We start from the raw sequence: 21,597 nt of genomic DNA, 5'->3' as shown, positions 1-21,597 counted from the left end.
GCAGCCTTTTTTATTATTCGCGCCAGAGAATATGGCACAGCTTGTGGTCTTTCTCACGGCAGAGCAGGACGCGAGCGAAGATATCATTAATTTCGCCACCGTCTTCATCGGCCAGCCCGATCACCACTTCGGCGAAGAAGTCAGGGTTCAGGTCGAAATCCACATGCTCAGCCCAGTCTTCTGAAGGGTCGAACAGTTCGGCACCGCCGCGCTCTTCGAACTGCAGATTAAAGAGGATCACGTCTGCGGGATCGAGGTTATCAACCGCCAGTTCGAGAAAAATGTCATAGGCCTGCTCGAGCGTTTCGTCTTCGGTCAGGCGATTGTTCAGATCCATTTCCATGATGACTACCTGTTTAACATCGTTGGGCACGTTTTACAGCAACGGACTAAAGAAGTAAAACAGTCGTTCGGCAATTCTCTGCCACAGCGGACGTTTTACCCACAGTCTGGCATCCAGCAGGCGGGAGCGAGAGATATAATCATCCTGCACCGCCGCGAGATCGCCGCCAAAGCCGGCATCATCAATAACCAGCGTGATTTCAAAGTTAAGCCACAGGCTGCGCATATCCAGGTTCACCGTTCCCACCAGGCTTAACTCGCCGTCGACAAGCACGCTCTTGGTATGGAGCAGTCCGCCTTCGAACTGGTAGATCTTCACCCCTGCGGCCAGCAGTTCGCTAAAGAATGCCCGGCTGGCCCAGCCCACCAGAAGGGAGTCATTTTTGCGCGGCAAAATAATGCTCACATCCACGCCGCGCTGCGCCGCGGTACAGATCGCGTGCAGGAGGTCATCGCTGGGAACAAAGTAGGGCGTCGTCATGATCAGATATTCACGCGCCGAGTAGGTCGCCGTCAGCAGCGCCTGATGAATCAAATCCTCCGGGAAGCCCGGGCCGGAAGCAATGGTATGAATAGTGTGACCGCTGGCCTCTTCAAACGGCATAATATTGCCGTCCGGCGGTGGCGGCAGGATGCGTTTGCCGGTCTCTATCTCCCAGTCGCAGGAGTAGACGATGCCCATCGAGGTGGCAATCGGCCCCTCCATGCGCGCCATCAAATCCACCCACTGACCCACGCCCGAGTCCTGTTTAAAGAAGCGCGGGTCAACCATGTTCATGCTGCCGGTGTAGGCAATATAGTTATCGATCATGATCATTTTACGGTGCTGACGAAGGTCCATCCGGCGCAGAAACACGCGCAGGAGGTTAACCTTCAGCGCCTCGACCACTTCGATACCGGCATTGCGCATCATCCCTGCCCAGGGACTGCGGAAAAATGCCACGCTGCCCGCAGAGTCAAGCATCAGACGGCAGTGAATGCCGCGTCGCGCCGCGGCCATCAGAGATTCCGCGACCTGGTCAGCCATCCCGCCGGGCTGCCAGATATAGAAAACCATCTCGATATTATGACGCGCCAGCTGGATATCGCGGATTAACGCCTGCATAACGTCGTCGGACGAGGTTAGCAGCTGGAGCTGATTACCCTTAACGCCGCCAATCCCCTGACGGCGCTCGCACAGCTTAAACAGTGACGAGGCGACGCTGCTGTTCTCCTCGGCAAAGATATGCTTGCAGGCTTTAAGGTCGTTTAGCCACTTCGCGGTGGAGGGCCACATGGCGCGGGCCCGCTCGGCGCGGCGTTTACCGAGATGAAGCTCACCGAAAGAGAGATAGGCGATAATTCCCACCAGCGGCAGGATGTAGATGATCAGAAGCCAGGCCATGGCAGAGGGTACGGCTCTGCGCTTCATCAGGATGCGTAACGTCACACCCGCGATTAACAGCCAGTATCCCAAAATGACCAGCCAACTCACCACGGTGTAGAAGGTTGTCATAGGTAAAAAAATCCTTTTGAAAGCGTATTGTTATGAGTGTACGCATCAGGATTCATCTGGCAAATAAAAACGCCAGGTAAAAGCGCTGGTTTGCAGCCGGGTTGGGTTTATAATGGCGTCTCTGTTTGAGAAAGAGTTGTAGACATGAAGCGCAGTAGAACAGAAGTAGGGCGCTGGCGCATGTTGCGACAGGTGAGTCGTCGCAAGGCTCGTTGGCTGGAAGCACAATCCCGCCGCAATATGCGTATTCACGCCATCAGAAAATGTGGAATGACCCGGCACCGCAACGCGTTGCTGTTCGCCGTCCAGGATATCTGAGTACCATGAGGGCACCGTAATGGTGCCCGCTGATTTTATAAGGTCTGATTTTTGGGAGTAGCGTTGTTGCAGCGCTATTCCTGTTGTGTTGAGCAAAAGGAGGGAGAAGAAGTGTTTGCGGAGTTTGGCGTACTGAATTTCTGGACGTATGTTGTTGGCGCGTTTTTTATCGTGCTGGTACCGGGGCCAAATACCCTGTTTGTGCTTAAAACTGGAATTGGACACGGCGTTAAAAAAGGGTACCTGGCCGCCACGGGTGTATTTATCGGCGATGCGGTGCTGATGTTTCTTGCCTGGGCGGGCGTCGCGGCATTAATCCAGACCACGCCGGTACTGTTTAATATCGTGCGTTATCTCGGCGCCTTCTACCTGCTGTGGCTGGGCGGCAAAATGCTCTGGTCGGTCATTACCCGCCAGAATCACGCTCAGGAAAGCGGCACCGAGCCTGCCAGCACGATCATGAAACGTTCGCTGGTGCTGAGCCTGACGAATCCAAAAGCGATTCTGTTCTACGTATCGTTCTTTGTTCAGTTCATCGACGTGAATGCGCAGAACACCGGTACCTCTTTCCTTATCCTCGCGACGACGCTTGAGTTGATAAGCTTCATGTACATGAGCTTCCTGATCTTCTCCGGTGCATTTGTCACGCGCTATCTCAAAACGAAAAAGAAACTGGCAAAGCTGGGGAACGGGCTGATAGGGCTGCTGTTTGTCGGGTTTGCGGCGAGGTTGGCGTCGCTGCACTGATGTATGAAAGGCTCCTGCGGGAGCCTTTTTATTGTCTGGCGTAACTTGAAAGCCGCGCAAGACAAGGCTTCACGTTTTACTACTAGCAGTCAAAAGCCATAAAAAGCGGCTAGGGTGTGGACACATTGTGGACACTCTGACCACCATTAGCACCCTTCAACGGGTTAAGCGAAATCGCATCCTGAAGGTACTGAGGAGCGAAGTGCGCATAGACCATTGTCTGCGCAATTTTCGTATGACCTAAGATCCTCTGCAGTGTAATGATGTTGCCCCCGTTAATCATAAAGTGCGTGGCGAAAGAGTGTCGTAGCGCATGTGTTGCTTGTCCGGCCGGTAAATCGGGCTTAACCTCTTTGAGGGTTCGCCTGAAGTCAGCATAACTGGCTTCAGGAAAAAGAAAGCCTCGTGTTTTGCCGACTACGTAAGCCGCAACGTCATCAGAGATCGGGACCGTGCGCGGTGTGTTGGTTTTCGTCTTAACGAAAGACACCCGGTTATGAATCACGTTCTCCGCCTTTAACCGTGCCGCTTCTCCCCATCTTGCCCCGGTGCTCAAACATAAAACCGCAATTTTACGATTATCACCTGAGAGCGCAGCTAGTAAGGCGTCAATTTCCTCAAGAGTGAGATAGCCCGTTTCGGCTGTCTGCTCTTTCAGTTTTTTGAATCCCCTGAATGGATGTTCACCGTTATAGAGCTCTGACTCAATCAGGGTAGTGAACATCCCACCTAGTGTGATCAGGTCGCGGTTGATGGTTGTTGGCTTAATACCTTCACCCCGGCGTTGAGCACAATATTGCGTTATCAGGCTCTTGGTAATCTGGAAAGCGCACGGGTTTCCGGTCATCGTTTCGAAACGCTCAATTTTCCTGAGATACGATTGACCGTGCTCCTCATGTTTACCTTTCAGCTTCCACCATAACTCTTTCAGTTCCGACAATTGGCGTTTGTCCGTTGGTTTTGAAAGCCATTCCTTTGAGTGATGGTTATATTGAGTATGCTTTTCAAATGCCATCGCCTCGCTTTTCTTGTCGAACTTCCGACGGATGCGTTTTCCGTTACGCCCAGCCGGTCTAATGTCCACTTCATATCGACCATCATCGAGCTTTTTAACAGACATAAAGCCTCCCGATGATGTTACTGCGTACTTCAATTTCCTGATTTAGATAGCAAAAACTCACTGTGCATTTATTGCACAAAAAAGCGCCGTAAATGGTTAGCCAGTTTTCTGGTCTGAGTGGGGTGACGTTGTTGTCTGCTGCCCAAAGTGCGCGAGAGCCGGTGCAATCTGCCCAGCTTCAGGTGCTATTTGGTCAGTCATAAACCATAAGGTGTACTTGGTGAAACGAGGATGTTGAAGGATTCTCATTATGGGCTCGACACCCGGTTTTTTATCCCCAGCTTCGTATCCACAAAATGAACCATATGCTATTCCAGTTAACTCACTGATTTCCTTTCTATTTAATCGTTCTGACTCCCTGATGAGTTTGATTTTTTCATTTATCGGGGTTGACATAAATCCTCCATACGATGATTATTCCCTTATAAGGAAATAAATTCCTTTTTAGGGGTTTTGGCTATAGGCAATTAAAGCCCTTTATGAGCAATTAAATGCACTAAAGGAGAATCGTAACAGATGAACAACCAGCTTGTAAGTAGCACGGATGCGGTCCCGTATCAGGAGTTTGCCCGTCTTATTGGTAAAACACCCGCAGCCGTTAAAGGCATGATTGAGAAGGGCAAGCTGCCTGTAGTCGAGATGACTGATCCGCAGTCAACGAGTGGGCGCGCAGGGGAATATTGGGTCTACCTGCCAGCATGGAACAAAGGAATGAAGATGGCTTATGACAGCCGTCCTAAAGAGATTCGCGATGGTTGGCTGATGTGGCTCGGCTTAGGGCAACCTTCACGGTGATTAAATTCATCTAATCCATTCAAATTCAATCGAGAAATTGCATGTCAAAACCAATAAAGCATGGCTGCATTCGTCATATCACTAATGGTATGCGGGTGCTGATCGACTTAAAAAGCGTGGCCGCTATCCGTGAGCGCACTGAAACAGCCGACAAAGTTGAGGTGCATCTGACGTCGGGAGAAGTTTTTGAACTTGATGTTGCCTATGAGGAGATTGCAGGTCTGTATCTAGAATTTTTAGCAAAAGAACGTGGGGTTATGGCAAACCCCACCAGTATTTGAGCTTAGTTGATATCTAAAAAGCTTTTATGCGTGACAGGCATTTTAGATTGAACTGCCTCTCTCAACTGGATTGACAGTTTGTTGATTTCCTCAGCCTTCTCACGATTAGAGATCGCATCAGAGGAAGAATTAACCAATGCAATGGCTGATTTTAGAGTGGCAATTAATTCATCATTTTGTTGATTAGTCATGAAATACCTCAGGTGATTGGCTTGTTTTTGGCGATTCGATCCTATCACAAGGCCATGTGTCGGGCATGGTTAAAACCCGACTCCCTAAGGAGAATTTATGAAAGAGCCTCGCTGTATTGCACAGTTGCTTCGAAGAGAAAACCCTAATCCGATCAACTTCACCATCACTCACGGTCGCGGCCGCAAGGGCATAATCATCCGAACCGGTAAGCCGGGCGTTATCGAGAAGGTTCGCCGTCTGGTCAAAAAGAGAGGACTGTGGTTATGACGGTAATGACACTGGACGTGATCCAGAAACAACCAACAGCGCTTCGCGGTCTGGTCTGCAAGTATCTGGCTCAGCCTCGCTGGCAGGACACTTGCGATTTTTACAATCAGATGATGGAGCGGGAGCGTCTTACGGTTTGTTTCCACGCTCAATTAAAACAGCGCCACTCTGTCATGCGCTTAGAGGAAATGACCGAAGCCGATCGTGAGCGTCTTGTTTGCGCGCTTGATGAATTGAGAAATGCATTCGCCCGGCACCGCCAACTTGGCGTGTCGAAAGCAACTTTCATCAGCCGCCTGACCGTTAGCCAAAGGCGATCACTGTTTCTTCATGCTGGGCTGACAGAGCAGGAATTTATGATGCCGTACTGGCGTTTGAACGAAGAGGGCTGTTATTGGCGCGACAAACTTTTCCGCGCGCTGCGAGAGCTGTTTAGCCTTTTTGAGTACGCACCAACCATTTTAACCTCGGTAAAACCTGAGCAGTATTTACATTAATTAATCTGGATTCGGTTTATTACGCGCCTTACAGCGTGGGGACTCCTTTTGTCCGGAGATAGGCAAATGCAAAAACAAAATACAGCTCCAGGTGGCATGTTTTCCGCTCTTCTGGAGCAGGCAGTAAACGAAGCACAGCGCGACCTCGCGACACGATTCTCATCTCGATTTGACGGGCTTATCGCGCATATCAGCAAGTCTGAGCTCAATCGTACCGAGATTATCGAGTTATTAGGTCAAGAATCGGCAAATTTGCACAACTCAATTTTCGATTGAGCAGGCTAACCACTTTTAAAAGGAAGCCAGATTGAGCATACGCATCGAGATTAATAACCAATACGTCATCACCAGTGACCGCTATCAATTCATTTTGCAGGAAAAAAAGACCGCTACATCCGGGAAGAATGAAGGTAAGGAATGGCTGGACGTTGTGGGTTACTACCCAAATATCCCTAAGCTTATCTCAGGCTTGGTATTGCATGATCTTTTGACCAGCGATCTTACCAGCTTCTCAGCTTTGGAAGCTCGGATTGAACGCATGGGGAAGCAATGTCTGGACGCTTTTAAATAATATGTCCAACGAACCTCGGGGGCGTGTTGTCCCCTCGCCACCACCACCATTTTTGAAGGGCACCAGTGATTCATTCGTTGGTGCTTATCCCTGGAATAACGTCACCAAAGAGGCCATTGGCCGCGACAGACCCCTTACACGTGCCGAACTCCGTCAGGTGCAAGGTGTTTTAAACCGGATTGACCGTCTGCCGTTTTTCCTGCAAACACTGTTTACATCGCGTTATAACTTCATCCGCCGTAAAAAGAGCCCTTTAGGTGGGCTGTATTTCCTTAAAAACACGTTTGAGCGCAAGCTGCTGCCGCGTCTTGAGCGTGTTAATGAGCTGTGCGGGATGAATGAATCCGCCTCGATTGGTTTTCTGTCCGAGCGCGACCAGTATGCGCGCTTACCAGATATGAATGACAAAGAACTCAGGAAATTTGCGGCCAGAATTGCCTCTCAGCTCTGGAGCAAATACGAGGAGTTAAGCGACGCCTGGGCGGATGCTCACGGCGGGAAAGAGACGCTTTTCACCGATGAAGCTCAGTCGCACCTATACGGGCAAGTGGCCGGTGTTGCTCGCGCATTAAACATCACCCCGATGTACTGGAAAAAATACCGTAAGGGTCAGATGACGATCCGCATGGCATTTTCCGTTATTTCACGACTGATTAAAGACGAGTGGTGGGTCAACCAGCTCAAGGTGCAGCGGATGCGCTGGCGCGAGGCGCTGCTCATCGCAGCAGGCGAGGTCAACAAAGACCGTTCACCTTACGCAAGCAAAATAGCGATCCGCGATGTTCAAGCGCGCCGCCTGGCTAATCTCGAATACCTGAAATCCTGCGAACTGGAAAACAAAATCACCGGCGAACGTATTGACCTCATAAGCAAGGTCATGGGGAGTATTTCGAACCCTGAAATACGTCGTATGGAGCTGATGAATACTATCGCCGGGATTGAACGCTACGCGACCAGCGTTGGTGACGTGGGGATGTTTATCACGCTGACCACTCCATCGAAGTATCACCCGACCCGTCAGGTTGGCAAAGGTGAAAGCAAAACTGTACAGCTCAATCACGGCTGGAACGAAACAGTATTCACACCCAAAGACGGCCAGCGCTATCTATGCCGAATCTGGAGCCTGATGCGTACAGCTTTCAAAGATAACGATTTAGATGTTTACGGGATGCGCGTTGTCGAACCGCACCACGACGGCACGCCACACTGGCACATGATGCTGTTTTGCAAACCCGGTCAGCGTAAAGCCATTAACGAAATTATGCGTCGTTATGCCCTCAAAGAGGACGGACACGAAAAGGGCGCGGCAAAACAGCGCTTTGAGTCACGCCATCTTAATCAGGGCGGGGCGGCGGGTTATATCGCCAAATACATTGCAAAAAATATCGACGGTTACGCGCTTGACGGCCAGCTCGATCACGACACCGGCAAGCCTCTGAAAGATACGGCCGCAGCCGTCACCGCATGGGCGTCAACATGGCGTATCCCTCAGTTTAAACCGATTGGTCTCCCGACGATGGGCGCTTACCGCGAACTGCGCAAACTGCCGCGCGGGGTGAGTATTGCCTGCGAGTTTGACGACAGGGTCGAGGCCGCGCGAGCAGCTGCAGATGAGGGGGATTTTGAGCGGTACATCATCGCGCAGGGTGGGGCAAACATGCCGCGTGATGCTCAGGCCGTCAGGGTCGCCCGTAAGGTGACGGATGAGGTCAACGAATACGAGGAAGATGTTGAGAGGGTTGTCGGGATTTATGCCCCTCACCTCGGGGCTCACCGTGTCCATGTAACCCGTACAGCCGAATGGCGAATCGTACCAAAGGTTTTGGCCGTTGAGCCTTTGACCTTAAAAAGCGGCTCTGCCGCGCCTCGGAGTCCTGTCAATAACTGTGGAAAGCTCACCGGCGGCGGCGATCCTGTTATGACCACCACACCGTCTGAGCAAGCCGCAGCGGTGTTAAATCTGATTGAGCGCGGGGTTATCGGCTGGAATGAGCCGGACGTCGTGAAGGTGCTTAACGGAGCGTTAAAAGCTGGCGTACCGCGTAAGAATCGCCAGCAAAGAAGGAATGCGCAGCTCAAAACGAGCGAGCTAGCGCCATCAGCCAGGATGACAAAAGCCGAAAGGGATCGCGTCGCAAAAATTCGTTTCGATTTAGCTCTGGAAGGGATTAACCCGGAACGGTGGGAACTTAACGCGCTGACGCGTGGTGCAACAGTAGTTTATGGCAAGAAGTCTTTTAGCTACTCGTGTGCTCAGGAGTGGGATGAAATCAAGTTAAATTTTGACTTCTGAAAAAAATTTAATAGAATGTCCGTGCTACCGCTTGGGATATCTGCATTGCATTACTCTTCGTATTAGCTTTATACAGAGGGTATAAAGGCTGCTATTGGCAACAATGGCGCTTGCATGGAGATAAACTCATGTTAAAGCTAGTGAATGTACGCCAGTACAACCGCTACCGCTTCGGGCGTTGGGAGACGGTGCGCAAGCACCGTCGTTCATACCCGAATCGATAATATGCGGCCTAAGCGGTAGCGGTTTCCTCATCGATTTCCTCATCGATTTCATCCATCATTTTAGCATAATGTTTTTCATCTCCTGTTGCTGAGAATATACTTTTTAGCTGTTTGAGGTACTTGTCTGGGTCAATGTCACCCATATCGGTGATATTCACAGAGTCAGAATGAGAACCTCGGTTTATGTATCGATAAAACGCCCTAAAATCGCTATTGTTCTCATCTTTTTCGAGTTTAGTTAGTTCATCTTGTAAGGAGTCTGTTCTGTGAACAAAGCCAAAATAGTATTCTAAAATGTTTCTCATTATGTTTGGTATTATGATTTTATTGACCTTTTCTTCTTTAGCGTCTTTTAATATTTGCCAAAGTGATTGATACTCATTTTGTATACTATTTTTTTGTATTTCGGTGATGGTGCTAAATTCATTCTTAGTGATTCTAAAAAGACGGTAATCACGCTTGAAGTTTTTGTCATTTTTACTTTTAGGAGATAATTTTATCAACTCATGGAAAAAATAGAGATTGTGAGTGAGTATTAGTATTTTTTTTGTGGTTTCATTTTTGATTAGTTCATGATGAATGATTGATGCTATATCATAAACATAATTTTGTGAAAGGCTAGATATTGGGTCATCAATGATTATTAAATTATCTCTGTTATCTTCGTCGTCTTTATCCGTTTTCCCTTTGCAACATTCCAAGAAATAGAGAAAAGTGATTAATGTTTTCTCTCCTTCACTAAGGGATTTGTATACATCATCATTTTCATCTTTGTCTGAACGGGAAATGATGTACATATCCTTATTTTCTTCGTGTTTTTTTACACTAAAGCCATATATGCCTAAACTTTTCAGTCTCAAGTTGATAGACTCGATTGTTTCATCGATGTTCGAAATCTGTTCTCTCAGTTCTTTAATGTTTTTAGTATTATCCTTTCCTTGATTTTCAATTTCTTTCATTTCATCAAGAATCTTTTTGTGGTTATCTTGAAAGGTCTTTTCGTGAGCAGCTAAGGCATTTAATTCTGGATTGCAAAAGTTTCTAAGAGCTGGCCATATTTTACTTTTAACTGCGTTTTCGGTTTCCTTGAACTTTGCAACTTTAAGATTAATATCTTTAATTATTGTATTATAATCTGCAATGCACTTAATTATCTTTTGTTCGATTGACTCATCACTCTCAAGTATGATGATAGATGAAGGGTTATGAAGTTTGCTGATTATTAGATCTATATTCCTACTTGCAATTTCATCTAAAATTTTGATGTGAGAAGTGGTGATTTCTCTATCCTCTTCAGTTATCAGTTCACAAGTAGATATTTCTTGAGTTAATTTTTGATAAATTGGTTTCGTCGCTAACTCATAAGCTGATTTAATTGCGCTTATTTGATTTGTTTTATTAGCGTAACTTTCATCAAAGATAGACTCAATTGCCTCTATGAATTTAGCATTGATTGTGCTTTCTTGGCAGAATGGGCATAAATTATCTTTAAGATAAAGTTCTTTCCCTTTTTTTACCCAGTCAAGATTTTGAAGTCGTTTTATTGTTTCTGATAAATAACTGTTACTTGAGTCTATAATAGGTGTGGCTAATAGTTTCTTATCTTCTTCTGAAAGTGCAAATGATAACAAAGCAGTGATGAGAGGTATTTCTTTATTTTTGTACTTTATCAGTTCGCTGTACTCTTTAGATAGTTGCTCCAAGTTTGCGATTGGTAATGCAAGTGTTTTTTGTAATTGAGCGAAAAAAGCCTTTTTGCTCCCTAGTGGACCTCGCATGACGTTTTTTAGATCAGACGATCTTATCGATTCTGTTTTTACCCAAATGGCCTCGATGCAGTCATTTTCTTTGGTGTTTTGTTCTTCTTTTAATTTTGTTGCTGCATCTCTTTTATTCCGGTATTGTTCTTTTAAATCTTGTCTTAAGCCTTCTTTTATTGCTAGATCCTTTTCTATATCTGCATTTTTCTTGCTTAGAGTGAATACACCTTTTTGTTCTTTTGCATGATAGAAGTTATCTTCGATAAATTTTGAATTATAAACGATTGGGCGATAGTCATTTAGTAATGGACATTCGCATTCTGCAAAATCTTTGTGGGTCGTATTGTAAAAGAAATTTGAGATTGTAGATTTCCCACAACCGTTTTGACCATATAGAATATTTATTTTCTTTGAGAGGTCTACATTCGTGAAAATGTTTTTATTGTAACTTGTGACATTTTTTAGCCTAAGTTCCATGTTTACGCCTCATTTGTCATATATGATTTGTGTGTAGTGTTAGGTTGCTAACTAGCCCCCTAAAGCATAAAGATCTATCTTAAGTCTGAGGGGGTTTCAAGCGCAAAAATAGTAGGGCTCATAACTACTTATAATTTTAGTGATATAGCGCAACCTTGAGTTGAAAATCATTCAAATTCAGCAGCTTTAGCAGTGCATGACATCGGTGCGTGAATTTGCATACATTTTTTATTAAGGAGTTTACCTGCCAGCGCCAGCACTGACGTGGTTCGGCACTTCAGATGCAAGTGCATTAAATCCGCCACATTAAGCGGGCAGGCGAGGCGGGGATAGCACTGCGCGCCAGACGTGGTGACAGGATTTATTTTGCGCGTCTGTGCGTGTCGTGGCGGCGCGCTGAGTGGTGAGGTTGAATCGTGAGGCGTTGGCGGGGTTGCGTGGCGTGTGCGGCGTCTGGTGAGCTCTGAGGATATGCCGCCCGGAGGCGGCATTCTATGCGGGTTTACTCGGTCTCGATGTTGTAATCCTTAAAGCGGATCACCTCCATCCCGAGCCAGTCGTTTATCTCTTTGAAACGCTCCTGCAGCGGCGTCAGCTCGTTACGCACAAACACCCGCGCCACCTTCTCGATATCGCCCATCGAGCCGATATTTTCAGGCTTGCCGCCCATGAGCTGGAACGGCACGCGGTGCGCATCGAGCAGGTCAGCGGCGCTCACCTTCTTGATGTTAAAAAAATCATCCTTCGTGGCGACTTCACTCAGCGGCACGATCTTAATACCATCCGGTTTCCCGTTCGGGGCGTAGAAAAACAGGTTTTTGAAATTCCCGAGTCCTTTCGAGTCGCGCATGGCAGAGCGCAGCGCCTCGACGTCGGTGCTGCTCTGCGCCGCGTCGGTCACGTACATAATGTAACCCGCGTGCGCGCCGTTCTGGTAATACTTGCGACGAAACAGCGTGGCGGATTCATTCAGCCAGGCGGAATTGAGCGCGCTAAGGTATTCCGGCATCCCGTAGAGCTCCTGATTGATATCAGGCTCAAGCAGATGGCACACCGAACCGGGCGCGAACTGGTGCGGGTGGGTATAGTCCGACACGTACCAGTAAACGCCATCCTCGACACCACGGCGGGTATATTTGGCCGGGGAGGTTTCCAGTTTAAAGAGCTGGCCGGTCACGCTCATGCGCTTTTCAAGATAGCCGTTGGCAAACACCAGATAATCGAGCACAAGGCGGCTGAAGTCCTGACGGGACAGCAACGGGTGCGGGATAAAGGTGCTGGTCAGAATGTTGCGCTTCACGTAAATCGGGGAGCTGTGGTGTACGGCTGCGCGCAGGCTTTTTGCCAGCCCCGAGAAATTGACCGGCGGCTCATACCATTTGCCGTTATTGATGCATTCGACATAGTCGAGGATGTCGCGGCGATCCAGAACGGGTGACGGCTCACCAAAGGTGAACGCCTCCATTTTCTGCGGAGCGCTGGCGGTCATGCTGGTATGTTTTGGCTGTTTGTTTTGGCGTTTTTTCATCTTAGTTAATATCCAGAATGGAGCTTGATTGCATACCGCTACCGGCGGAAAGCGGAGGGCGTGCATGGTCGCCCACGCGATATCCGCGTGGCTGGCTTCCTCGCTGCGGCTGGCTTCATAGGTGGCGCTGCGGCCGCTGCTGGTCATGGTTTTGCGGATAGCCATAAATGACTGCGTGATGTCGGTTGCCCCGGCGTCGTATTCCAGACACCCGCGGCGAATGGTGTCTTTTGCTTTCAGCACCATTGCGGTTTTCATTTCCGGCGTGTAGCGGATGGCGCGCGCCGCCGGGAAGAATGAGCGCACGAGCTGGTAAACACCCTGGCCGATGCCGGTCGCATCGATGCCGATATAGTCAACGGTGTATTTCTCGGTCAGCGCCCGGATGGCCTCGGCCTGCGCGGCAAAGTCCATCCCTTTCCACTGGTGACGCTCAAGGATGCGGAACTTGCCACCGGCAACCAGCGGCGGAGCCAGTACCGCGCACCCGGCGCTGTCGCCGGTGTGTGACGGGTCATAGCCAATCCAGACAGGACGCCAGTTAAACGGACGGTCGGCGAACGGCTCGAAGTCCTCCCATTCTTCCATCGCATCGACCATGCAGCGCTGCAGCTCCTCGAACGGGAATACCGACGCCTTATCGTCGACGAACTCGCACATAAACAGGTTACGGAAGTCATCCGCGCTGTTTTCCTGCTTGAGCTGTTCGAGGTTAAACAGAGTGCAGCCACCGGCGAGCGCGTCCTCAATGGTAACAATCTGCCGCCACTGGCCATCCGCGCACAGCACGCCACCGGCAAGCGCCTGATGACTGATATCGATATCGACACGCTCGGCGGCGCTGCTGCGGCCACGGTTAAACAGCTCGCCTGACCAGAACGGGTAAGCGCCATGCGCCAGTGTCGACGGGGTCGAAAAATAGGTTGTGCGCAGGTGCGACTGCGAGGCCATGCCCGAGGCGACTTTGCGCAGCTTCTGAAAATTGGGGATCCAGAAAATTTCATCGACGTACAGGTCGCCGTTGTGGCTCTGCGCGGTGTTGGAATTGGTCCCGAGAAATATCAGCTCAGCACCATTGTTGCCGATGACAATCGGGTCGCCTGACAGGTCGACGTCAACCAGACGGGCAAAGGCGATAATGTACTTACGGAACACGTAAGCCTGCGTTTTACTGGCCGACAAAAATATCTGGTTCTGCCCGGTCTTAAGCGCGCGCAGGAGGGACTCGCGCGCAAAGTAGAACGTCGCGCCAATCTGTCGCGATTTCAGGATGTGGCGGATGCGGTGCTCTAACCCCGCTTTATGCCAGCGGAGCTGATAGTCAAACGACTGGTCGAAGAAAATCTCCTCCAGTTTTTCTATGGCCTCCTCGCTGAAATAGTTTCGTTTCGGCTTTTTGCGATCCCCTTTGTTACGGCTGGCGATATTGGGGTTTAAATCCACCTCGTTTCCGGTCTGGCCGTAGCGGTTTACGCGCGCGAGCCGCTCCATCTGGCGCGACAGAAAATCCGCGACTTTGAAGTCATGCGCGGTCAGGTCTGGCTTTGCATAGAGCTGAATAAGCCGCGCCTCTAACGTCGATTCCACGCGGTTAATCGGGGCGGTTTCCTCCCATCCATCGCGCTGTTTCCAGCTCTGCACGGTCGGGCGCTTGAGCTGCAGCATGTCGCAGATTTGCGGCACGGCGAACCCCTGCCAGTACAACAGGCGCGCCTGTCGTCGCGGGTCATTGAGCAGTGAAAGGTCAGTTGAAATGGTCATGCTTGCCTCGTTTTTGGTGTGACGTGGCAAGGCTAAGGAAATGGGAGGGTATTCGCGCTAAGTGCCTGTTGTGTCAGATCTAATCAGATCGTAAGCGGTGGCTGATATGGGGCAGAGTCGGGAAACTAAACCCGACCCGAAAACCCAACATCAGGACACCTGAACAATGGCAAAGAAAGTTTCTAAATGGTTTCGCATCGGCGTCGAGGGTGACACCTGCGATGGCCGCGTCATCAGCGGCGATGATATTCAGGATATGGCCGACACGTTCGACCCGCGCGTCTACGGCTGCCGCATTAACCTCGAACATATCCGGGGGCTGATGCCTGACAGCCCGTTTAAACGTTATGGCGATGTGACCGAGCTCAAGGCTGAGATTATCAGCGATGGCTCTGCGCTCGATGGCAAAAAAGCGCTGTTTGGCAAAATCGCCCCGCTCGACGAGCTGGTCAGCATGGTTAAGGCCGGGCAGAAGGTTTACACCTCCATGGAGATCCGCCCGAACTTTGCCAACAGCGGCAAATGTTACCTCGTTGGCCTGGCCGTCACCGATGACCCTGCAAGTCTCGGCACCGAATACCTCGAATTCTGCAGCCGCGCCGCGCAGAACCCGCTCGCCGGTAAAAAAGACCAGCCGGACGACGTTTTCTCTGTCGCCTCACTGGCTGAACTGGAGTTTGAGGACGTTCCCGACACCATGCTTAACAGCCTTACCGATATGGTTAAAGCCATTTTCAGCCGGAAGCAGGTCAGCGATGACGCGCGTCTCGCGGATATGCATGAGGCGGTGACCACCGTCACCGAGCAGGTGCAAACCAATCTCAACGCCACCGACAAGCGCATCACCGAGCTGGAGACCGCTTTTGCGCAGCTTAAGCAGAACGTGACCAGCAAGGCGGAAGAAAGCGCGCAGGCGTTTAACGCCCTCAAAAGCTCCCTCGATAACACCGAAAGCCAGAGCCAGCCGCGCCGCGAACTTTCAAAAGGCGGTACGGGCGACGAGCTGCTGACCAACTGCTGATAACACGCCGGGCGTGCTGCCCGGCCTGAACCCTTTTACCCGAACAGGAAAAACCATGCGTAAAGATACCCGCTTCAAATTTAATGCCTACCTGTCCCGCGTCGCGGAGCTGAACGGCGTTTCCACCGATGACGTGGCGAAGAAATTCTCCGTCGAGCCGTCGGTCACGCAAACCCTGATGACGACTCTGCAGATGTCATCCGCGTTTCTGACCAAAATCAACATCGTGCCGGTCGACGAGCTGAAAGGCGAAAAGGTCGGGGTCGGTGTTAACGGCACAATTGCGAGCACTGCCGACACCGCCGGTGATGATGAGCGTAAGACCGCTGACTTTACCGCGCTGGAGTCCAACAAATACGAGTGCGCGCAGATTAACTTTGACTTCCATATCCGCTACAAACAGCTCGACCTGTGGGCGCGATTCCAGGACTTCCAGACCCGTATCCGTGACGCCATTATCAAGCGCCAGTCCCTCGATTTCATCATGGCCGGTTTCAACGGTATTAAGCGCGCCGACACGTCAGACCGTGTAAAAAACCCGATGCTGCAGGACGTGGCGATCGGCTGGCTGCAGAAGTACCGCAATGAAGCGCCAGCGCGTGTGATGTCCAAAATCACCGACGAGGACGGAGCGGTTATTTCCGACGTGATCCGCGTGGGTAAAAACGGCGACTATGCGAACCTCGACGCGCTGGTCATGGATGCCACCAGTAACCTGATTGACGAGATTTATCAGGATGACCCGGAGCTCGTCGTCATCACCGGGCGTAAGCTGATGGCGGATAAGTATTTCCCTATCGTCAATCAGGAGCAGGCAAACACCGAATCGCTGGCCGCTGACATCATCATCAGCCAGAAGCGAATCGGCAACCTGCCAGCCGTGCGCGTGCCTTACTTCCCGGCAGATGGACTGATGGTCACGCGTCTCGACAACCTGTCTATCTACTTCATGGATGACGCGCACCGCCGCGCCATCATCGAAGAACCGAAAAAAGACCGCGTGGAAAACTACGAGTCAATGAATATCGACTACGTGGTCGAGGCTTACGCCGCCGGTTGCCTGATTGAAAACATCAAGCTCGGTGACTTCACACCACCGGCAGCGCCGGAAAGCGCTTCCGCGCCTGCAGCACAGGAAGGTGGAGAGTAAACCATGAAGAGTCCCGCAGCACGTCACATGATGCGGGTCTCGGCCTCTGAAACAGCGCAGCGGGCTGCTAAGCCGCTGCGCAATGCAACTGCCTATGAGCAGATGCTGGTTAAGCTGGCCGCAGACAACCGCACGCTGAAACAAATCCGATCCAATGAGCGAAAGGCAGACAAAAAGCGTGAGCTGCTGCCGTTCTATCTGCCGTGGGTCGCTGGCGTCCTCGCAAACGGCAAGGGTGCGCAGGATGACATTTTCATGACTGTCATGCTGTGGCGTCTAGATGCTGACGATATCGCCGGGGCGCTGGAGATTGCCCGATATGCCATGACCTACGGCCTGACCATGCCGACCGGGCGACGTCCGACGCCTTACCTGCTGGCCGAAGAGGTCGCGCTCGCCGCGCAGCGCCTGCTCATGGCAAAACAGCCGGTCGAGCTCGAAAACCTGCTCGACACCCTCGCGCTGACTGAGCGCGCGGATATGCCCGATATCGTGCGCGCGAAGCTGCACAAAATTACCGGCTACGTGCTGCGTGATGCAAAGCAACTGCCCGAAGCGCTGGCGCACCTGCAGCGTGCGATCCAGTTAGAAAGCACTATCGGCGTGCGAAAAGACATTGAGCAGTTAGAGCGTCAGCTCAGGCCAAAGCCTGAACCGGCACCGAAAACCAAAACGACTCAACCGCGCACGCGCAAAGTCGCCGCTAAACCGGCGGCACGGCGCGGGCGTCCACCAAAGGCGGCAAAAGCCGCTGGTTAACCGAGCGCTCCCCGAGCCGGGCGGCACGCCGGTCAATGCGGGTATCAATTGCCCTGACTGCGACCGGCGTCCACCGCCCACCCATTACCCGAGGTTGTCATGACGACGCTGATTATTGAGCCAAAAAAAGAGCCGCAGGATGTGCCGGGCGTGGTGATACCGCCACCGGGCGTGAGCGAGCCGGTAATCAAAAACACCCCGTTTTTTCCTGACGTGGATCCGAAGCGCGTGCGGGAAGAAATGCGGCTGGAGCAGACCGTTTCCCCCGTGCGCCTGCGCCGGGCGATTAAGACCGCCATTGCGGAGACTAACGCGGAGCTGAGCGACTGGCGCGAAAGTCAGCTTGATGCCGGTTACGCCACGCTGGCGGATGTCCCGACCGACGAGCTCGACGGCGAGAGCGTGCGCGTTTTCCACTACTTCAACGCCGTGTGCTCGATGACGACGGCCACGCTGTATGAGCGTTTTCGCGGCGTGGATGCGACCGCCAAAGGCGATAAAAAGGCCGACAGCATCGACAGCACTATCGATGAAATGTGGCGGGACATGCGCTGGTCTGTCGCGCGCATCCAGGACAAAGCGCGCTGCATCGTGGGGCAAATCTGATGAAAGCCTATGCGCTGCAGGGTGACACCCTCGACGCGATTTGCGCCCGGTACTACGGGCGCACTGAGGGTGTGGTCGAAACCGTCTTAGAGGCAAATCCAGGCCTGTCTGAGCTCGGCGTGATCCTGCCGCACGGCACGGCAGTAGAGCTGCCCGAGACCGAGAGCGCGGCCAGAACCGAAACGGTGAATCTATGGGACTGAGTATGGAAAAAATCACCACGTTTATTGCCTACTGGCTGGCCGTGGGGCTGGCGTATGTCGGGGCAATGTCGCCCGAAAAGATGGCGCTTTACGTGGGCGGCGGATGCGCCATTTTTACCGCGCTGACGAACTACTGGTTTAAGCGCAAGACGTACCTCTATCTGACATCGCTCGGACTCGATAAAGGGGCTATTCGTGAAATCAATCGTTAAACGTTGCAGTGTGGCCGCCGTGCTGGCGCTGGCAGCGCTGATGCCTGACTTTCGTCTGCTTAACACCTCGCCTGAGGGGCTTGCGCTGATTGCCGACCTCGAAGGTTGTCGCCTGACGCCTTACCAGTGCAGCGCGGGAGTGTGGACGTCGGGCATCGGCCACACTGCAGGCGTCGTGCCGAAAGGGGAAATCACCGAACGTCAGGCGGCGGAGAACCTCGTCGCGGATGTACTGAACGTTGAGAAACGTCTGGCGGTCTGCGCGCCGGTGAAAATGCCGCCGCAGGTTTACGACGCGCTGGTCAGTTTCTCATTCAACGTGGGAACCGGCGCGGCCTGCCGGTCGACGCTGGTCTCGTTTATCAAACGCCAGCAATGGCCGCAGGCGTGCGACCAGCTCACCCGCTGGGTGTATGTGAATGGCGAAATTAACAAAGGGCTGGAAAATCGCCGCGCGCGCGAGCGTGCCTACTGCCTCAGGGGGATTGAATGAAAGTGATGTTGTTTTTACTGGCCGCGCTGATGGCGGTTGTGCTCTGGCAGCGTCATGAAAACGGCAACCTGACGCGCTCTTTTGAACGGGCGAACAGGGTCGCGACCGAACAAAAAACCGCGATCGGAATGCTGAAAAATCAGCTTTCCGTTTCGCAGGGAATAGCCAGGCGAAATGAAACCGCGCAGGTCAGTTTACGCGGCGAAGTGCTGGCCGCCGGTGCGATGGCCGTGCGGCGTGAAGAAACCATTACGAGGCTGATAAATGAGAATGAAACCCTACGCCGCTGGTACAGCGCTGAGCTGCCTGATGTTGTGCGTCGGCTGCACACCCGCACCGCCTGCGCCTCCGCCGGTCATTGTTTACAGCGCCTGCCCGAAGGTGAGCTATTGCCCGATGCCGGGAAGCGACCCGGCCACTAATGGCGACCTGAGCGCCGATATTCGCAGGCTTGAGCACGCGCTCGCCGCGTGCGCGCTGCAGGTTGAAACCGTCAAAGACTGTCAGGATAAACTCGATGAAGAAAGCACGCAGCCTGCGCGAAGCGCTGATTAAAGCCGTCCCGCAGCTTGAAACAAACCCCGAAATGATGCGCATCTTTGCCGATGAGGGGAATATCGATGCGCGGCTCGCGGCCTCGCTCTCACATGAGAAAATTTACACCCTGAATGTGATCGTGTGTGACTTTGTGGGCGACCCTGATTTGATTTTCGTGCCGGTGGCCGCATGGCTCAGGGAAAACCAGCCGGATATCTGCACGCTCGATAATGGCCGTAAAAAGGGCTACCGTTTCCAGATGGATTTAAACGACGGGGACAGTGTCGACATCAGCATCAGCCTGCAGCTCACCGAGCGCACAATCATCAGAGAGGAAAACGGCGCGCTGCACGTAAGCTATGCCCCAGAGCCGCCGTTGCCGGAACCCGTAACACCACCAAAAGAGCTCTATCTTGACGGGGAGCTGGCGAGTAAATGGGATGAGTGAATTTAAGCCTTTTGACGACCGGCTCAATGGTCTGATTGCTGCCCTGTCACCGGCTGCACGCCGTAAGCTGGCCGGAGAGATAGCAAAGGAGCTGCGCAAATCGCAACAGCAACGCATCAAACAGCAAAAAGCCCCGGACGGCTCGCCCTATCAGGCGCGAAAGCGTCAGCCGCTCAGGGCTAAGACCGGGCGGATTAAACGGGCGATGTTCCAGAAGCTGCGCACAAGCCGGTACATGAAAGCCACTGGCCGCGAAAACAGCGCGGTGGTGGAGTTTACCGGCAAGGTGCAGCGCATCGCGCGTGTCCATCAGCTCGGGCTAAAAGACCGCCCTAACCCGCACAGCCGTGACGTGCAGTATGCAGAGCGCCAGTTACTCGGATTCAGCCGGGAAGATAAACAGCTCGTCGAGACGCTGATAATTAAACACCTAACTCTCTGAGCGTTGTCACAACAACCACAAAACACCGTTCCATTGCCGCTGGCCTCCCCCGGCGGCATCCTTTCCCCATGAATAATCTAAATTCTCTGCAGGAAATCGCACGCGCGATCCGCAACCTTATCCGCACCGGCATCGTAACCGACGTCGACCACGACGAGGGGCTTTGTAGTGTCCAGACCGGCGGCATGCAAACCACCTGGCTGAACTGGCTGACCTGTCGCGCCGGTCGCTCGCGCGTATGGTGGGCTCCGTCCGTTGGCGAGCAGGTGCTTTTACTGGCGATCGGCGGCGAGCTCGATACGGCGTTTGTGCTGCCCGGCATATTCTCTGATGACCATCCCGCGCCGTCTGCCTCACCTGATGCGCTTCACGTTTCCTTTCCTGACGGGGCGGTTATCGAGTACGAGCCCGAAAACGGCGCGCTCACCGTGTCAGGCATCAAAACCGCTGATATCACCGCGTCTGAGTCAATTACGGCAACCGTGCCGGTGGTGCTGGTGAAAGCCTCGACCAGTATCACGCTCGATACGCCGGAGGTGGTGTGCACCAACAAACTGACGACCGGCACGCTCGAAGTGAAGAACGGCGGGACTATGTCCGGAAACATCGAGCACACCGGCGGGACACTGAAATCAAACGGCGTGCAGGTGGATAACCACGACCACGGCGGCGTCGAACGGGGCGGAAGCTGGACGGAGGGCATCAAATGACGGTGCGTTATCTGGGAATGAACAGCCAGACCGGCCTCAGTATCTCTGAGGTTGAGCATATCCGGCAAAGCGTGCGCGACATTCTGGTCACGCCGGTTGGCTCGCGCGTTATGCGACGTGAATACGGCTCGCTCCTGTCGCAGATGATTGACCAGCCGCAGACACCGGCGCTGCGCCTGCAGATTATGGCCGCGTGCTGTTCCGCGATCCAAAAGTGGGAACCACGCGTAGACCTCTCGACCATTACCTTTGAACGGTCGGAGACCGACGGCGGGCTGTATGTCGACATCACCGGCACTCGCTCGACCGGCGGCCAGCCATTTTCCATCACCATTCCACTGAGCTAAT

29 protein-coding genes and 1 pseudogene are annotated in these 21,597 nt (G+C 52.2%); 22 read left to right on the top strand and 8 right to left on the bottom strand.

All coding sequences use genetic code 11. From position 1 onward, the window contains the following. Positions 1-13 precede the first annotated feature (13 nt). Together BFV67_RS12490 and cls are read right to left on the bottom strand one after the other, a co-directional pair. Positions 14-343 (bottom strand): HI1450 family dsDNA-mimic protein, encoded by a 330-nt coding sequence (locus tag BFV67_RS12490; RefSeq protein WP_006810881.1) that lies wholly within the window; start codon positions 341-343, stop codon positions 14-16. 33 nt (positions 344-376) lie between these two features. After that, positions 377-1,837: a cardiolipin synthase gene (gene cls, locus BFV67_RS12485; protein WP_008502791.1), complete on the bottom strand. Its 1,461-nt coding sequence runs from the start codon at positions 1,835-1,837 to the stop codon at positions 377-379. Positions 1,838-1,981: 144 nt separating this feature from the next. Between cls and BFV67_RS24210 the strand changes: the two genes are divergently transcribed. Together BFV67_RS24210 and leuE are read left to right on the top strand one after the other, a co-directional pair. Next, positions 1,982-2,155, top strand: coding sequence for a YciY family protein (locus BFV67_RS24210; RefSeq protein ID WP_021240326.1), 174 nt, complete (start codon positions 1,982-1,984; stop codon positions 2,153-2,155). 111 nt (positions 2,156-2,266) lie between these two features. Then, complete coding sequence (leuE, locus tag BFV67_RS12480) at positions 2,267-2,902, top strand: leucine efflux protein LeuE (protein ID WP_008502792.1); 636 nt, start codon at positions 2,267-2,269, stop codon at positions 2,900-2,902. A gap of 109 nt (positions 2,903-3,011) precedes the next feature. Here leuE and BFV67_RS12475 read toward each other — a convergent pair whose 3' ends face one another. Both BFV67_RS12475 and BFV67_RS12470 read right to left on the bottom strand, forming a co-directional pair. Next, positions 3,012-4,022 carry a phage integrase gene (locus tag BFV67_RS12475; RefSeq protein WP_000111939.1) on the bottom strand — a complete coding sequence of 337 codons (1,011 nt, stop codon included), beginning with the start codon at positions 4,020-4,022 and terminating at the stop codon, positions 3,012-3,014. 96 nt (positions 4,023-4,118) lie between these two features. Further along, a complete protein-coding gene (locus BFV67_RS12470) occupies positions 4,119-4,418 on the bottom strand; it encodes a helix-turn-helix domain-containing protein (protein WP_000106733.1) in 300 nt (99 codons plus the stop codon). Between the two features lie 120 nt (positions 4,419-4,538). On the opposite strand from BFV67_RS12470, the gene BFV67_RS12465 reads away from it, so the two are divergent. Together BFV67_RS12465 and BFV67_RS12460 are read left to right on the top strand one after the other, a co-directional pair. Further along, a complete protein-coding gene (locus tag BFV67_RS12465; RefSeq protein ID WP_001064688.1) occupies positions 4,539-4,817 on the top strand; it encodes a regulatory phage cox family protein in 279 nt (92 codons plus the stop codon). A 41-nt stretch (positions 4,818-4,858) separates the two neighbouring features. Further along, positions 4,859-5,098, top strand: coding sequence for a hypothetical protein (locus BFV67_RS12460; RefSeq protein ID WP_000042568.1), 240 nt, complete (start codon positions 4,859-4,861; stop codon positions 5,096-5,098). Between the two features lie 2 nt (positions 5,099-5,100). On the opposite strand, the gene BFV67_RS12455 is transcribed toward BFV67_RS12460, so the two are convergent. Continuing rightward, the gene (locus BFV67_RS12455; protein WP_000184654.1) at positions 5,101-5,289 is read right to left on the bottom strand and encodes a hypothetical protein; all 189 of its coding nucleotides are present in this window, start codon (positions 5,287-5,289) and stop codon (positions 5,101-5,103) included. A 97-nt stretch (positions 5,290-5,386) separates the two neighbouring features. On the opposite strand from BFV67_RS12455, the gene BFV67_RS24440 reads away from it, so the two are divergent. From BFV67_RS24440 to BFV67_RS12435, 5 genes are all read left to right on the top strand, one after another. Continuing rightward, the gene (locus BFV67_RS24440) at positions 5,387-5,557 is read left to right on the top strand and encodes a hypothetical protein (protein WP_167352772.1); all 171 of its coding nucleotides are present in this window, start codon (positions 5,387-5,389) and stop codon (positions 5,555-5,557) included. After that, a complete protein-coding gene (locus tag BFV67_RS12450) occupies positions 5,554-6,054 on the top strand; it encodes a replication protein B (RefSeq protein WP_069598453.1) in 501 nt (166 codons plus the stop codon). The genes BFV67_RS24440 and BFV67_RS12450 overlap by 4 nt, the downstream gene beginning before the upstream one ends. 66 nt (positions 6,055-6,120) lie before the next feature. Then, on the top strand, positions 6,121-6,330 hold the full coding sequence (locus tag BFV67_RS12445; protein ID WP_063441873.1) for a DUF2732 family protein: 210 nt from the start codon (positions 6,121-6,123) through the stop codon (positions 6,328-6,330). Positions 6,331-6,361: 31 nt separating this feature from the next. Further along, the gene (locus BFV67_RS12440) at positions 6,362-6,625 is read left to right on the top strand and encodes a DUF5405 family protein (protein WP_069598452.1); all 264 of its coding nucleotides are present in this window, start codon (positions 6,362-6,364) and stop codon (positions 6,623-6,625) included. A gap of 1 nt (position 6,626) precedes the next feature. Beyond that, entirely contained in the window at positions 6,627-8,918 is a 2,292-nt protein-coding gene (locus tag BFV67_RS12435) for a replication endonuclease (RefSeq protein ID WP_069598451.1), read from the top strand. Between the two features lie 232 nt (positions 8,919-9,150). On the opposite strand, the gene BFV67_RS12430 is transcribed toward BFV67_RS12435, so the two are convergent. The 3 genes and pseudogenes from BFV67_RS12430 to BFV67_RS12420 all read right to left on the bottom strand — a co-directional run bounded on the left by BFV67_RS12430 (position 9,151) and on the right by BFV67_RS12420 (position 14,668). Beyond that, complete coding sequence (locus BFV67_RS12430) at positions 9,151-11,379, bottom strand: AAA family ATPase (protein ID WP_069598450.1); 2,229 nt, start codon at positions 11,377-11,379, stop codon at positions 9,151-9,153. Between the two features lie 502 nt (positions 11,380-11,881). Further along, the gene (locus tag BFV67_RS12425) at positions 11,882-12,907 is read right to left on the bottom strand and encodes a phage portal protein (protein WP_069598449.1); all 1,026 of its coding nucleotides are present in this window, start codon (positions 12,905-12,907) and stop codon (positions 11,882-11,884) included. Between the two features lies 1 nt (position 12,908). Beyond that, positions 12,909-14,668: pseudogene (locus tag BFV67_RS12420) on the bottom strand (terminase ATPase subunit family protein). A gap of 166 nt (positions 14,669-14,834) precedes the next feature. Between BFV67_RS12420 and BFV67_RS12415 the strand changes: the two are divergent. From BFV67_RS12415 to BFV67_RS12355, 13 genes are all read left to right on the top strand, one after another. Further along, a complete protein-coding gene (locus tag BFV67_RS12415) occupies positions 14,835-15,689 on the top strand; it encodes a GPO family capsid scaffolding protein (RefSeq protein WP_069598448.1) in 855 nt (284 codons plus the stop codon). Positions 15,690-15,744: 55 nt separating this feature from the next. Next, a complete protein-coding gene (locus BFV67_RS12410) occupies positions 15,745-16,839 on the top strand; it encodes a phage major capsid protein, P2 family (protein WP_069598447.1) in 1,095 nt (364 codons plus the stop codon). A gap of 3 nt (positions 16,840-16,842) precedes the next feature. Beyond that, positions 16,843-17,598 (top strand): phage terminase small subunit, encoded by a 756-nt coding sequence (locus BFV67_RS12405; protein ID WP_069598446.1) that lies wholly within the window; start codon positions 16,843-16,845, stop codon positions 17,596-17,598. Between the two features lie 99 nt (positions 17,599-17,697). Beyond that, the gene (locus BFV67_RS12400) at positions 17,698-18,204 is read left to right on the top strand and encodes a head completion/stabilization protein (protein WP_048998837.1); all 507 of its coding nucleotides are present in this window, start codon (positions 17,698-17,700) and stop codon (positions 18,202-18,204) included. Next, a complete protein-coding gene (locus BFV67_RS12395) occupies positions 18,204-18,407 on the top strand; it encodes a tail protein X (RefSeq protein ID WP_023333101.1) in 204 nt (67 codons plus the stop codon). Before BFV67_RS12400 ends, BFV67_RS12395 begins: the two co-directional genes overlap by 1 nt. After that, positions 18,398-18,619, top strand: coding sequence for a hypothetical protein (locus BFV67_RS12390; protein WP_001354073.1), 222 nt, complete (start codon positions 18,398-18,400; stop codon positions 18,617-18,619). Before BFV67_RS12395 ends, BFV67_RS12390 begins: the two co-directional genes overlap by 10 nt. After that, on the top strand, positions 18,603-19,112 hold the full coding sequence (locus tag BFV67_RS12385) for a lysozyme (RefSeq protein ID WP_069598445.1): 510 nt from the start codon (positions 18,603-18,605) through the stop codon (positions 19,110-19,112). Before BFV67_RS12390 ends, BFV67_RS12385 begins: the two co-directional genes overlap by 17 nt. After that, the gene (lysB, locus tag BFV67_RS12380; RefSeq protein ID WP_069598444.1) at positions 19,109-19,534 is read left to right on the top strand and encodes an Rz-like lysis system protein LysB; all 426 of its coding nucleotides are present in this window, start codon (positions 19,109-19,111) and stop codon (positions 19,532-19,534) included. Before BFV67_RS12385 ends, lysB begins: the two co-directional genes overlap by 4 nt. After that, a complete protein-coding gene (gene lysC, locus BFV67_RS24640; protein ID WP_072163335.1) occupies positions 19,422-19,667 on the top strand; it encodes an Rz1-like lysis system protein LysC in 246 nt (81 codons plus the stop codon). The genes lysB and lysC overlap by 113 nt, the downstream gene beginning before the upstream one ends. Next, positions 19,630-20,097: a phage tail protein gene (locus BFV67_RS12370; RefSeq protein ID WP_069598443.1), complete on the top strand. Its 468-nt coding sequence runs from the start codon at positions 19,630-19,632 to the stop codon at positions 20,095-20,097. Before lysC ends, BFV67_RS12370 begins: the two co-directional genes overlap by 38 nt. Continuing rightward, positions 20,090-20,539 carry a phage virion morphogenesis protein gene (locus tag BFV67_RS12365; RefSeq protein WP_069598442.1) on the top strand — a complete coding sequence of 150 codons (450 nt, stop codon included), beginning with the start codon at positions 20,090-20,092 and terminating at the stop codon, positions 20,537-20,539. The genes BFV67_RS12370 and BFV67_RS12365 overlap by 8 nt, the downstream gene beginning before the upstream one ends. A gap of 68 nt (positions 20,540-20,607) precedes the next feature. Further along, the gene (locus tag BFV67_RS12360; RefSeq protein ID WP_069598441.1) at positions 20,608-21,249 is read left to right on the top strand and encodes a phage baseplate assembly protein V; all 642 of its coding nucleotides are present in this window, start codon (positions 20,608-20,610) and stop codon (positions 21,247-21,249) included. Beyond that, a complete protein-coding gene (locus BFV67_RS12355; RefSeq protein WP_069598440.1) occupies positions 21,246-21,596 on the top strand; it encodes a GPW/gp25 family protein in 351 nt (116 codons plus the stop codon). The genes BFV67_RS12360 and BFV67_RS12355 overlap by 4 nt, the downstream gene beginning before the upstream one ends. The last annotated feature ends 1 nt before the right edge of the window (position 21,597 follow it).

The organism is Enterobacter roggenkampii, from assembly GCF_001729805.1.
Classification (GTDB): domain Bacteria; phylum Pseudomonadota; class Gammaproteobacteria; order Enterobacterales; family Enterobacteriaceae; genus Enterobacter; species Enterobacter roggenkampii.
Note: the sequence above shows the minus strand (reverse complement) of the source record. Positions and strands in the feature narration are given on the sequence as shown.

Bases quoted from the DNA above. Each gene is read 5' to 3' on its own strand.
- BFV67_RS12400 (WP_048998837.1), top strand. From the start codon at position 17,698: ATGACGACGCTGATTATTGAGCCAAAAAAAGAGCCGCAGGATGTGCCG.
- BFV67_RS12460 (WP_000042568.1), top strand. From the start codon at position 4,859: ATGTCAAAACCAATAAAGCATGGCTGCATTCGTCATATCACTAATGGT.
- BFV67_RS12450 (WP_069598453.1), top strand. From the start codon at position 5,554: ATGACGGTAATGACACTGGACGTGATCCAGAAACAACCAACAGCGCTT.
- cls (WP_008502791.1), bottom strand. From the start codon at position 1,837: ATGACAACCTTCTACACCGTGGTGAGTTGGCTGGTCATTTTGGGATAC.
- BFV67_RS12435 (WP_069598451.1), top strand. From the start codon at position 6,627: ATGTCCAACGAACCTCGGGGGCGTGTTGTCCCCTCGCCACCACCACCA.
- BFV67_RS12470 (WP_000106733.1), bottom strand. From the start codon at position 4,418: ATGTCAACCCCGATAAATGAAAAAATCAAACTCATCAGGGAGTCAGAA.
- BFV67_RS12415 (WP_069598448.1), top strand. From the start codon at position 14,835: ATGGCAAAGAAAGTTTCTAAATGGTTTCGCATCGGCGTCGAGGGTGAC.
- BFV67_RS12490 (WP_006810881.1), bottom strand. From the start codon at position 343: ATGGAAATGGATCTGAACAATCGCCTGACCGAAGACGAAACGCTCGAG.
- BFV67_RS12475 (WP_000111939.1), bottom strand. From the start codon at position 4,022: ATGTCTGTTAAAAAGCTCGATGATGGTCGATATGAAGTGGACATTAGA.
- BFV67_RS12365 (WP_069598442.1), top strand. From the start codon at position 20,090: ATGAGTGAATTTAAGCCTTTTGACGACCGGCTCAATGGTCTGATTGCT.
- BFV67_RS12425 (WP_069598449.1), bottom strand. From the start codon at position 12,907: ATGAAAAAACGCCAAAACAAACAGCCAAAACATACCAGCATGACCGCC.
- BFV67_RS24440 (WP_167352772.1), top strand. From the start codon at position 5,387: ATGAAAGAGCCTCGCTGTATTGCACAGTTGCTTCGAAGAGAAAACCCT.
- BFV67_RS12430 (WP_069598450.1), bottom strand. From the start codon at position 11,379: ATGGAACTTAGGCTAAAAAATGTCACAAGTTACAATAAAAACATTTTC.
- BFV67_RS24210 (WP_021240326.1), top strand. From the start codon at position 1,982: ATGAAGCGCAGTAGAACAGAAGTAGGGCGCTGGCGCATGTTGCGACAG.
- BFV67_RS12370 (WP_069598443.1), top strand. From the start codon at position 19,630: ATGAAGAAAGCACGCAGCCTGCGCGAAGCGCTGATTAAAGCCGTCCCG.
- BFV67_RS12360 (WP_069598441.1), top strand. From the start codon at position 20,608: ATGAATAATCTAAATTCTCTGCAGGAAATCGCACGCGCGATCCGCAAC.
- BFV67_RS12405 (WP_069598446.1), top strand. From the start codon at position 16,843: ATGAAGAGTCCCGCAGCACGTCACATGATGCGGGTCTCGGCCTCTGAA.
- BFV67_RS12410 (WP_069598447.1), top strand. From the start codon at position 15,745: ATGCGTAAAGATACCCGCTTCAAATTTAATGCCTACCTGTCCCGCGTC.
- BFV67_RS12395 (WP_023333101.1), top strand. From the start codon at position 18,204: ATGAAAGCCTATGCGCTGCAGGGTGACACCCTCGACGCGATTTGCGCC.
- BFV67_RS12355 (WP_069598440.1), top strand. From the start codon at position 21,246: ATGACGGTGCGTTATCTGGGAATGAACAGCCAGACCGGCCTCAGTATC.
- BFV67_RS12455 (WP_000184654.1), bottom strand. From the start codon at position 5,289: ATGACTAATCAACAAAATGATGAATTAATTGCCACTCTAAAATCAGCC.
- lysB (WP_069598444.1), top strand. From the start codon at position 19,109: ATGAAAGTGATGTTGTTTTTACTGGCCGCGCTGATGGCGGTTGTGCTC.
- lysC (WP_072163335.1), top strand. From the start codon at position 19,422: ATGTTGTGCGTCGGCTGCACACCCGCACCGCCTGCGCCTCCGCCGGTC.
- BFV67_RS12445 (WP_063441873.1), top strand. From the start codon at position 6,121: ATGCAAAAACAAAATACAGCTCCAGGTGGCATGTTTTCCGCTCTTCTG.
- BFV67_RS12390 (WP_001354073.1), top strand. From the start codon at position 18,398: ATGGGACTGAGTATGGAAAAAATCACCACGTTTATTGCCTACTGGCTG.
- BFV67_RS12465 (WP_001064688.1), top strand. From the start codon at position 4,539: ATGAACAACCAGCTTGTAAGTAGCACGGATGCGGTCCCGTATCAGGAG.